We start from the raw sequence: 10244 nt of genomic DNA, 5'->3' as shown, positions 1-10244 counted from the left end.
CGCGTTGCCGCACGCGCCGCAGTTTGCGGGGTCCGCCATCAGGTTGAAGTCTTCGTCGACGTCGCCGTCGCAGTCGTTGTCGCGGCCGTCGCAGACCTCAGGCGCCGGCGTGCACGGTGCAGCGTCGGTCGCACCGTCCATGGCCGGCGCCGCGTCACCGACCGCGCCGGCGTCGTGGCGTCCGCCGCCGTCGCCCACGCTGCCTCCGCCGTCGTCGAACGCGCCGCTTATGTGGTATGGCTCGACGTCACACGCGACGAGCGCGGCGCACGCGGACAGCGCGACGGCGCGCAGAGCTCTCGCAGCGTCCCCCGGCACGCGCCAATTTTACCACCCCGGCGCGCGAATCCGCGAGGGCGCCCGGATCCAGCGACGTCGACGCGCGGCGATTGGCTCGGCGGGGGTGTGCTCCGCGGTGTGCGCAGATGGCGGTCCCGAGAGACACGCGGATGACCTGCGCGCGCGGCGCGTCGAACCGCGGCGGAACGCGATCTGGAGCTTCGCAATGCGCGCGCGTCAGAAACACACGCCGTACTCGGTGCCGCCGATCGCGACGGGCGGCTGCAGCGCGGTGCAGGTCGATCCCGCGAAGGGAGCGCATTCGGCGCCGGCGGGCAGCGCGCACCAGTGCAGGCAGCCCGACCCCATGCCGTCGCTCACGCACGTGAAGCCCGCCGCGCAATCGGCGGCGGCTGCGCACACGGCGAGGTCCCCGCCGGCGCCCGCGGGACGACAGTAGGGCGTGCGCGCCGACAGGTCGAAGTCGCACGCCTGGCCGGCCGCGCAGCCGGTCTGCGCGACCAGATCGCAGCTGCTGCCGCCGCCCGCGCCCGCGTCCGCGACGCCGCCGGCGAAGGTGGCGGTGACACTCTTGGGCGCGTCCATGACGACGGTGCATACCGTTCCGCTACCCGTGCAGGCCCCTGACCAGCCGAGGAACGATCCGGTGGCGGTGAGGACGACCTGCTGGCCTGTGGCGTAGCTCTCGCTGCACTGGACGCCGCAGTCGATGCCGGCGGGCGTCGACCCGACGGTGCCGTCGCCGTTGCGCGTCACGATCAGCGGATAACTCGCGGCCGCGTCGCGGTCGTGCGGGCTTGCGGGCGGACCGCCGGCGGCGCATGCCGCGGCGCCCGCCGCGACCGCGCACGCGAGCGCTGCCTGTCGCGCTCGCGCAAACGTGAGCGACGCTGGGGCCATCGCTCGTCGGATCGACCAACCGGCCGGTGTCTTGAGCGCGCCGCGGCTGGCGCGCGCGCGGCCCGGTCGCATCCGCGGAGGCCCGTCGGGAATTCGCCGGCCGTCTTGACGTGGATCAAGCTACGGGTGGCCCCCGCGGGGCACGCTGGGGCCATGGCGGACGAACGGTACTACACGAGCGGAGAACTCACGCGGGCGGCGGGGTGCACGCGCAAGGCGCTGCGCGTCTATCAGGCCAAAGGGCTGATCAAACCGGACCGCAACACGGGCAACCGGCGCTATCGGGCCGAGGCGTTCGAGCGGCTGCGGTTCATCGTCGCGATGCGCGACCTCGGCCTGTCGGTCGACAAGATCGGCGAGATTCTCGAGGCCCGCGACGCGCCGGGCGCGCGCGGCGGCGCGGTGGCTCACAAGCTGGCCGCGGAGGTCGGCGACCTGATCCCGCAGATCACCGACAAGATTCAGCACTTGTTGCGGGTACGCAATCAGCTGGTCGTCGCCCGGGAGACGCTGCTGTCGTGTGCGCCGTGCAGCAACCCGATCGAGAGCTGCGCGCACTGCGCGGAAGCCGGGGCGCTCGACACGATGTCCGAGCTGCTGCTCGTCGGCCAATAGGGGCCCGGCTGCGCGTTGGCCGTCGACGCGACCGCTGGCCTGTCGCGGGGCCATCGGATCGGGCCAGCGGGGTGCGTGGCGCGCCTGCGACGGTCGGCAGCGGCTTGATCTCGGTCAAATGCAGCCGGCCAGCGTGCTGGCGGGGATCCGGCGCGCCGGATCGGCCGGCGCGTCGCGGGGGCGCACGCGCGCCGCAAGCTCGCGCGTAACGCGCCGCGGCGACAAGCGACCGCCCGTTGTCTTGCGATCGATCAACTGACGGCAGTTCGGACGGGCGTACACACGCCGACATCGGAGGGCCGGCAGGGCGCTCCGCGCGCCGGGCGACGCCGGCGTGCCACCGACGAGGTCAGAGCGAGGTGACATGACGGAGGCAAGCGCAGCGGTCGACGCGGTGGTCGCGCGGGCCGAGGAGCTGTATCACGACATCGACCTGGACGAGGTGCGGCGCTGGCGCGAGCGCACCGGCGGCCGCGCGGTCGGCTACATGCCGATCTACGTGCCGCGCGAGTTGATCGACGCGGCCGGGATGCTGCCGGTCGGGCTGATGGGCGGCGGCGACCAGATCGAGATCATCCGCGGCGACGCGTACTTTCAATCGTACATCTGCGCGATTCCGCGCAGCACGATCGAACTGGCGCTCACTGGCCGCTACGACGTACTCGACGGCTTCCTGTTCCCGTCGATCTGCGACGTGATCCGGAACCTGTCCGGCATGTGGCAGCTCCTGTTTCCGGGCAAGTACGTCCGCTACTTCGACGTGCCGCAGAACTACGCGGAGGGCGTGGGCGGCGCGTTCTACCGGCGGGAGCTGACGGAGCTTCGCGACGACATGGCGGCGCTCGCGGGCCGCCCGGTCACCGACGACGACGTGCGCGCGTCGATCGCGCGGTACAACGACAACCGCCGGCTCGTCCGCGAGCTGCACGCCCTGCGGCGCGCGCAACCGTGGCGCGTGCCGACCTACGAGGCCTACCTGGTGCTGCGGGCCGGCACGCGGCTCGACGTCGACGCGCACACGGCGATGTTGCGCGCCTATCTCGACGCGGTGCGCACCGCCGATCGGCCGATGCGCGACAATAGCCGGGTCGTGCTCGTCGGCGCGTTTTGCGAGCAACCGCCGCTGGGTCTCATCAAGACGCTCGAGATGGCGGGATGCTACATCGTGTGGGACGATCTCACGCTCGGGCTGCGGTGGCTCGAACAAGACGTGACCACCGAGGGCGATCCGATCGCGGCGCTGGCCGACGCGTTCTTGCACCACAGCGTCCACACGGCATCGCGGTACGCGCCCGGCGAGCCCAAGGGGCAGTACCTGGTCGACGCGGTGCGCGACACGGGTGCGGAAGGGGTGATCTTCGCCGCGCCGAGCTTCTGCGACCCGTCGTTGCTGGAGCAACCGATGCTGCAGGCCGCACTCGACCGGGCGGGCATCCCGTGGACCGCGTTCAAGTACTCCGAGAACCTCGGCCAGTTCCAGGTCATCCGCGAGCAGGCCGGCACGTTCGCCGACTCGATCAAACTGTGGAGCGACGCATGAGCGAATCCGCGCACAAGGAGCCGAGCCAGCTCCGTCAAAAGCAGATGATCGCCGACCATTTCGCGCGGCTGGCGCGCGCGAAGCAGGACGGCAAGAAGGTCGTCTACACGTTCGTACCCGGCAACCTCACCGAGCTATTCCACGCGTTCGGCGTGCTGCCGGTGTATCCCGAGATCAACGCGCTGCAGTCCGGCATGCGCCAGAAGTCGGGGGCCTACATCGCCGAAGCCGAGAAGTTGGGCCACTCCGAGGACGTGTGCACGTACGTCAAATGCGACATCGGTATGCTCAAGTCGGGCAACATCGGTCCGACCGGTGAGCCGCTGCCGGAGCCGGACCTGCTGGTCTTGTCCTACACCGGCTGCTTCACGTTCATGAAGTGGTTCGAGCTTCTCAAAGAGGAGTACGACTGCCCGGTCGTGATGCTGCACGTGCCGTATCAGGGCGATGGCCGCATCACCGACAGCATGCGCCGGTACGTGGTCGACCAGCTTCGCACCGAGTTGATTCCCGCGTTGGAGTCGATCACCGGCACGCGCTACGACGAGGCGCGGCTGCAGGAGGCGTTGGCGCTGTCGGCGCGCGCGGAGGACGACCTGGTGGCGGTGCTCGAGTCGGCCAAGCATCGGCCGTCCCCGATCGACGCCTACTTCGGCGGCGTGTACTACATCGGGCCGATTTTCACCGCGTTCCGCGGGACGCAGGCCGCGGTCGACTACTACCGCGATCTGCGCGCCGAGGTGGAAGATCGCATCGCCAAGGGGCTCGGTCCGGTGACGCCGGACGGCGTGCTCACCGAGGAAAAGTACCGCCTCGTCGTCGAGGGGCCGCCCAACTGGACGAGCTTTCGCGAGTTCTGGAAGATGTTCTACGACGAAGGCGCCGTCGTCGTCGCCAGCACGTACACCAAGGTTGGCGGCGTCTACGACAACGGATTCCGGCACGACCCCGAGCGGCCGCTCGAGACCCTGGCGGACTACTGCCACGGTTGTTACACGAACCTCAACCTGCCGACGCGGGTGGAGATGCTCGCGCGCTACGTGCGCGACTACGATGCCGACGGCCTGCTGATCAACTCGGTCAAGAGCTGCAACAGCTTCAGCGCGGGCCAGTTGTTGATCTTGCGCGAGGTGGAGAAGCGAACCGGCAAGGCGGCGACGTTCATCGAGACCGATCTCGTCGACCCGCGCTACTTCTCGGCAGCAAACGTGAAGAATCGTATCGAGAGCTACCTGCAAATGGTCGACCAGAAGCGGAGGGCAGCGTGAACGTCGCGCTCGGCATCGACCTCGGGTCGACGACGACCAAGGCCGTGATGCTCGACGAGGACGAGCGGGTGCTCGGCCGCGGCATCACCAACAGCCGCAGCAACTACGACCTGGCGGCGCAGATCGCGCGCGACGAGGCGTTCGTCGGCGCGCGCTTCGAGCTGCTTCGGCGCGAGCTGAACGATGACGCGTTCTGCAAGCGCCTCGAGGCGCGCTTTCGCCGGCGCCAGCACCTGTCGCAGCTGGCGCGGCTGCGTGAGACCGCGATGCGCGAGACGGAGAGCGAGCGCGTCGCGCGCATCGCGACTCCGCTGCGCGAGCGGCTCGAGCGCATCTTCGACGACATGGAGACCGACGCCCACCGTCGGCTCGTGGCGCCGAAGGGGTCGGACTTCTTTCGCGACCTCGCGAACAGCGCGTTCTCCGCGGCGGCGACCCGGTACGCCGACCGCGACGTCACGTTCGAAGACCTGATGTCGGTGTTCGACAAGGCGATCATCCAGGTCGAAAACACGCGGCTGGACCTCACGTTCGAGAGCAACATCCGCGCCGCGCTGGCCGATTGCGGCGGCGACGACGCCCAAGCTCGCGCGGTCGACCGGGTGGTCGCGACCGAACTCAACGTCATCGGAACGATCGGCACGGGGTATGGCCGCCAGCGGTTGCCGTTCCCGAAAGACAGCATCCGGTCCGAGATTCTGTGCCACGGGCTCGGCGCGCACCACATGTTCCCGCGCACGGCGACGGTGCTCGACATCGGCGGCCAGGACACCAAGGCGATCCAGGTCGACAAGAACGGCATCGTCACCAGCTTCCAGATGAACGACCGCTGCGCGGCCGGTTGCGGTCGCTACCTCGGCTACATCGCGGACGAGATGAGCATGGGCGTTCACGAGCTGGGGCCGATGGCGATGCAGTCCACCCGGCGCGTGAAGATCACGAGCACCTGTACGGTGTTCGCGGGCGCCGAGCTGCGCGATCGGCTCACGATGGGCCAGCGGCGCGAGGACATTCTCGCCGGACTGCACCGCGCGATCATCCTGCGCGCGATGGCGCTGTTGGCGCGGTCGGGCGGCATCGACGAGGAGTTTACGTTTACCGGCGGGGTCGCGAACAACGAGGCGGCGGTGTCCGCGTTGCGCGAACTCGTGCGCGAAAACTACGGCGAGCGGACGATCAACATCTCGCCGAGTTCGATCTACACCGGGGCGCTCGGTGCGGCGCTGTTTGCGCTGCGGGACGCCCGCAACCGGAGGGCAGCGGCGTGATTCTCACAGCGGGTGTCGATGTCGGCACGAGCGCGGTCAAGGTCGCGTTCGTCGAAAGTCCGGAGGGAGGCGGCCGCGAGCGGCCTGGCGCGCGGGTGGTGGCCAAGTGGACCGAGCGAATCCGCCGGCGCGATCAACGCGAAGTGATCAAGCTCGCGTACGGCGCGGCGCTCGAACAGGCGAACGTCCGCCCTGACGACGTCGACTACGTGGCGACGACCGGCGAGGGCGAACTCGTGGACTTTCGCACGGGCCACTTTTACGGCATGACCGCCCACGCGCGCGGCGCGCTGTTTCTGGACCCGGAGACGCGGGCGGTGGTGGACGTCGGCGCGCTGCACGGCCGCGCGATCAAGCTCGACGAGCGCTCGAAGGTGCTCGGCTACCGCATGACGAGCCAGTGCGCGTCCGGCTCGGGGCAATTCCTCGAGAACATTGCCCGCTATCTCGGCGTGTCGCTCGACGAGATCGGTCCGCTGTCCCGCACGTCGACGTCGCCGGAGAAGATCTCCGGCATCTGCGCGGTGCTCGCCGAGACGGACGTCATCAACATGGTGTCGCGCGGCATCGCCGTGCAGGACATCTTGCGCGGCATCCACGAGTCGATGGCCAATCGATTCCTGAAGCTGTTGCGCAGCGCGAAGGTGACGGACGGCGTGGTGCTGATCACCGGCGGGCTGTCGGCGGACGAGGGGCTTCTGGCCTGCATGTGCGATCTCGCCGCGGACATGAAGAGCTTCGCGATCGACGTGCGGACGCATCCCGACGCGGCCTACGCCGGCGCGCTCGGCGCGGCGCTGTGGGGCGCATATCGGCACGAGCGGCTGCGTGAAAGGAGAGCGGCATGAACGGTGACGACGCCTACGTGGTGCGCACGCTGCGCGCCGACGATCTGGACGACCTGGTGCGGCTGGACGCGCACAGCTTCGGCCGGCCGCGCCCGGAGTACTACAAGGTCAAGCTGAAGGCGGCGCTCGAGGAGGCCGGCGTGCGGCTCGGTCTCGCCGCGGAACGCGACGGCGCGATGGTCGGCTTCCTGATGGGATCGATCTATTACGGCGACTACGGCGCGCCGGAGCCGGTCGCGACGCTCGAGGCGATCGGCGTACACCCCGAGCTTCGCGGCCGCGGCGTGGCGCGCGCGCTGTGGGACCAGTTCGTCAAGAACGTCAAGGCGATGCGCGTCGACCGAGTCCAGACGCAGGTCGACTGGGACAACGGCGACCTGCTGGCGTTCTTGCGCCACGTGGGCTTTCGCCCGGCGCCGCGGCTGTGCCTCGAGCGAGCGCTGGACTTCGAGCGCGACGACTGACCGGTCGCGCCGCGACGCGGGCCCTCGGGGCCGACCGCGCGTCGCTGCGAGGCGTGGGCGGGCGTCGGGTGTGCGCGGCGTCTGCCGTCGGCGCGCGCCGGATGCGGCGTCGTGGAGGGGGTGCGTCGCGCGCGGCGCGTTCGTGACCCACGGTTTCCGTTTTCGCCCGCGCGCGGCGTCGGATAGGCTCGGCCCATGAGCTTCGACATCGACCTGCCGATTCGCTACTTCGATACGGCCGTGCTGGCGGCGGCGTTTCCGGCGCGGACGGCGCGGCTGCAGGCGCTGGTGCCGGAGCCGCTGCGCGTGGTGGAGCTTTGGCCCGGCCGCGCGCCGCTCGGGATCATGTGTTTCGACTATCGCGAGACGACCGTCGGACCGTACGGCGAGGTGGCGGTGTGTTGGCCGGTCGTGCGCAGCCGCCGGCGGCCGCCGCCGCTGTTGCCGCTCGTGATCGACGGTCGCTGGCCGGAGTTCGGCTGGTGGGTGCATCACCTGCCGGTGACGACGGAGATCGCAAACTACGCCGGGCGCACGCTGTGGGGCTATCCGAAGTTCGTCGCCGACATCGCGTTTTCGTGGCGCGACGCGCAGCGCGTATGCACCTTGGCCGAGCACGGCGAGCCGATCTTGCGGCTGGCAGTCGATACGCGACTGCCAGCGCGTCCGCAGCGCTTCGATGTGTGTACCTACACCGTGTTGGACGGCGAACTGCTGCGAACGCGCATCGCGGTGGACGCGGCCGGTATCCGGTCGCGGCGCGGCCGCGCGCAGCTCGAACTCGGACCGCACCCGATCGGGCGCGAGATCGCGGCGCTCGGCGTGGACGCGGGTCGGCCGGTCGAGGTGCGGTGGTACCCGACGTGGCGCGCGGTGCTGCCCGAAGCCGAGCGCCGGTGGCCGCTCGCGCGCCTTGATGCGCCGAAGGCGGCGCGTGCGCCGGAGGCGGCGTGAGCGCGGCGTGCGGCGTGCGGCGGCCGTGCGCGATCGCGGTGCGCGCACCGCGCCGAGGCTTGCCCACCGCACGAGTCGGGAGCTGCCGGCGGTGATGCTGCGGGCCGATGGGGTCGCCGGCGGGCTGGGCGCGCCGGCGGGGCTCGAGTGGACGCAGGCCGGCGGCGTGACGCCGGCCATGTTGGACGTGGTGTTCCGCGCCCGGCGGTTCGCCCACCGGCACATCGCGCCGGTCGCGCTCGACGTGGATCGCCGGGCGGAGGTCGAAACCGGATACGTGTGCTGGGACGTCGTGCGCGCCGGCGGGCTCGACGGCTGGCTGTCGGCGGCGCTGCCGCGCGCGTGGGGCGGCGACGCGTTGGGCATCGCTCCGCTGGCGGCGGCGTTCGAGGAGATGTGCGCCGCCGACGCCGGCATCGCCAACCTGTTCGGCGCCCACGGGCTCGGCATGTTGCCGATCCTGCTCGAACTCGATATGGACCTGGGCGAGCGCGTTCTCGCCGAGGTGGCGCGCGCGGCGGCGGCGGGGACGCCGGTGCTGTGCGCGTTCGCGATCACCGAGCCGGGCGGTGGGTCCGACGTCGAGGAGCGCGAGGGGCTCGCGACGGGGGACGTGCGCAGCTATGCGCGCCGCGTCCCGGGCGGCTACCGCATCACGGGGCGCAAGGTGTTCATCAGCAACGGCAACGTGGCCGAGTACGTGTCCGTGTTCGCGGCGCTCGATCGGTCGGCTCCGGCGGCGTCGTGGACGGCGTTTCTCGTGCGGCGCGGCACGCCCGGGTTCCGCGTCGCCCGGGTCGAGCACAAGATGGGCCAGCGCGCCTGCCCCGCCGCCGAACTCGAGTTCGACGACGTGTTTGTGCCGGAGTCGGATCGCATCGGCGCCGAGGGCGGCGGCGCCGAATTGAGCCGGCGGGTGCTGGCCGTGTCGCGCGGGCCGGTCGGAGCGATCGCGACCGGCATCGCGCGCGACGCGTTCGCGTGCGCGTTGGCGGCGACGCGCGGCCGGCGGACGGAGGCGTGGGAGGACGATCTGCTCGCCGAGATGGTGGCTCGCATTCGGGCGGCGCGCGCGGCGTATCTCGAGGCGGCGTTTCACTGCGACGGCGTGCTGTTGCCCGGCGGGTTCGCGCAGCGCGCCGCGAGTTGGATCGCGCGGGCGCCCGCGGTCGGCGCGCGCGCCGTGGCGGCGCTCGCCGAGGCGACGTCGCCATCGGACGCGGCGTGGGCGCACCAGGCGGTGCTCGGCGCGACGGCGAAGATCGTCGGCAGCGACACCGCGATGTTCGTCGCGACCGCGGCACTCGACCTCGTGCCGCCGTCGGCCGGCGCGCTGCACGCGCGCGCCGCGAAGGCGTTCCGCGACGCGAAGCTCACGCAGATCTACGAGGGAACGAACCAGATCAATCGCCGCGCGATCGCGCAAGAGAGCTTCCGCCGCCGCTGACAGCCTCCTAGAACGCCGCGCCGGCGCCGGCCGTGACCGACAGGCCCGACGCGGTGTTCTCGCCCGCGGCGGCCGCCGCCATGCCGAAGTCGGCGGTCGTTTCGCGCCACGCGACGTCGACGCCCCAGGCCATCGCGCCCCGCTGGCCGCGAACGCCCATGCCGACTGCGATCGCGGGCGCCGCCGTGCGGTCGGTCGCCGTCGCGGAGAACGCGCGCAGCTGCGTGCGATGCAGCGCGATGCCAAGCGAGGCGCGGGCGTAGGGCCGCGCTTGGCCGAAGCGAGCCACGTCGACGGCCGCTCCCAGCCAAGCGGTCGTCACCGCCGTTTCCTGGATCAACTGGCCCCGCCCGCGCGGCCAACCCGGTGGCGACAGCAGCGCGTCGTCCTGGCGTGCGAACGCGGCCCAGTCGACGCCGAGCGTCGCGCGCAGGCGGTCGGTCACGCGCGCATCGGCGGCGATCCCGACCGTCGGTCCGACGCCGAGGTCGCCGCGTGTGGCGACGGCCCCGGCCTGCAGAGCGATCGTCCACCGGCGGGGCGCGGGAGCACTTCCGAGCCGCTTGTGCGCGGCGGCCGTCGGGGGCGCGGGCGCCGGCGCGCGCGCGGCGGACGGCCGGGCGGCGCCGGTGGACGCAGG

11 protein-coding genes are annotated in these 10244 nt (G+C 71.3%); 8 read left to right on the top strand and 3 right to left on the bottom strand.

Annotated features, from left to right (window positions below; translation table 11 throughout):
- Together D6689_00755 and D6689_00750 are read right to left on the bottom strand one after the other, a co-directional pair.
- Positions 1 to 141, bottom strand: a 141-nt coding sequence (locus tag D6689_00755) for a lipoprotein receptor (protein RMH45090.1), incomplete at its 3' end; no start/stop codon positions are given.
- 375 nt (positions 142 to 516) lie between these two features.
- On the bottom strand, positions 517 to 1200 hold the full coding sequence (locus D6689_00750) for a hypothetical protein (GenBank protein ID RMH45088.1): 684 nt from the start codon (positions 1198 to 1200) through the stop codon (positions 517 to 519).
- A 153-nt stretch (positions 1201 to 1353) separates the two neighbouring features.
- On the opposite strand from D6689_00750, the gene D6689_00745 reads away from it, so the two are divergent.
- The 8 genes from D6689_00745 to D6689_00710 all read left to right on the top strand — a co-directional run bounded on the left by D6689_00745 (position 1354) and on the right by D6689_00710 (position 9604).
- Positions 1354 to 1815 (top strand): MerR family transcriptional regulator, encoded by a 462-nt coding sequence (locus D6689_00745; GenBank protein ID RMH45087.1) that lies wholly within the window; start codon positions 1354 to 1356, stop codon positions 1813 to 1815.
- 364 nt (positions 1816 to 2179) lie between these two features.
- Entirely contained in the window at positions 2180 to 3355 is a 1176-nt protein-coding gene (bcrC, locus tag D6689_00740) for a benzoyl-CoA reductase subunit C (protein ID RMH45086.1), read from the top strand.
- On the top strand, positions 3352 to 4623 hold the full coding sequence (gene bcrB, locus D6689_00735; GenBank protein ID RMH45089.1) for a benzoyl-CoA reductase subunit B: 1272 nt from the start codon (positions 3352 to 3354) through the stop codon (positions 4621 to 4623). Before bcrC ends, bcrB begins: the two co-directional genes overlap by 4 nt.
- Positions 4620 to 5891 (top strand): benzoyl-CoA reductase subunit A, encoded by a 1272-nt coding sequence (locus D6689_00730; protein ID RMH45085.1) that lies wholly within the window; start codon positions 4620 to 4622, stop codon positions 5889 to 5891. Before bcrB ends, D6689_00730 begins: the two co-directional genes overlap by 4 nt.
- On the top strand, positions 5888 to 6739 hold the full coding sequence (bcrD, locus tag D6689_00725) for a benzoyl-CoA reductase subunit D (protein ID RMH45084.1): 852 nt from the start codon (positions 5888 to 5890) through the stop codon (positions 6737 to 6739). Before D6689_00730 ends, bcrD begins: the two co-directional genes overlap by 4 nt.
- On the top strand, positions 6736 to 7203 hold the full coding sequence (locus D6689_00720) for a GNAT family N-acetyltransferase (GenBank protein RMH45083.1): 468 nt from the start codon (positions 6736 to 6738) through the stop codon (positions 7201 to 7203). Before bcrD ends, D6689_00720 begins: the two co-directional genes overlap by 4 nt.
- A 195-nt stretch (positions 7204 to 7398) precedes the next feature.
- Positions 7399 to 8157, top strand: a complete 759-nt coding sequence (locus tag D6689_00715) for a hypothetical protein (GenBank protein RMH45082.1) — start codon at positions 7399 to 7401, stop codon at positions 8155 to 8157.
- Complete coding sequence (locus D6689_00710; protein ID RMH45081.1) at positions 8120 to 9604, top strand: acyl-CoA dehydrogenase; 1485 nt, start codon at positions 8120 to 8122, stop codon at positions 9602 to 9604. The genes D6689_00715 and D6689_00710 overlap by 38 nt, the downstream gene beginning before the upstream one ends.
- A gap of 7 nt (positions 9605 to 9611) precedes the next feature.
- Here D6689_00710 and D6689_00705 read toward each other — a convergent pair.
- Positions 9612 to 10244 (bottom strand): hypothetical protein (locus D6689_00705; GenBank protein ID RMH45080.1); only part of this gene is annotated, 633 nt, incomplete at its 5' end.

The organism is Deltaproteobacteria bacterium, from assembly GCA_003696105.1.
Lineage (GTDB): Bacteria > Myxococcota_A > Polyangia > Haliangiales > J016 > J016.
The sequence above is the reverse complement of the archived record's forward strand: the minus strand, read 5'-3'. Positions and strand labels throughout refer to the sequence as shown.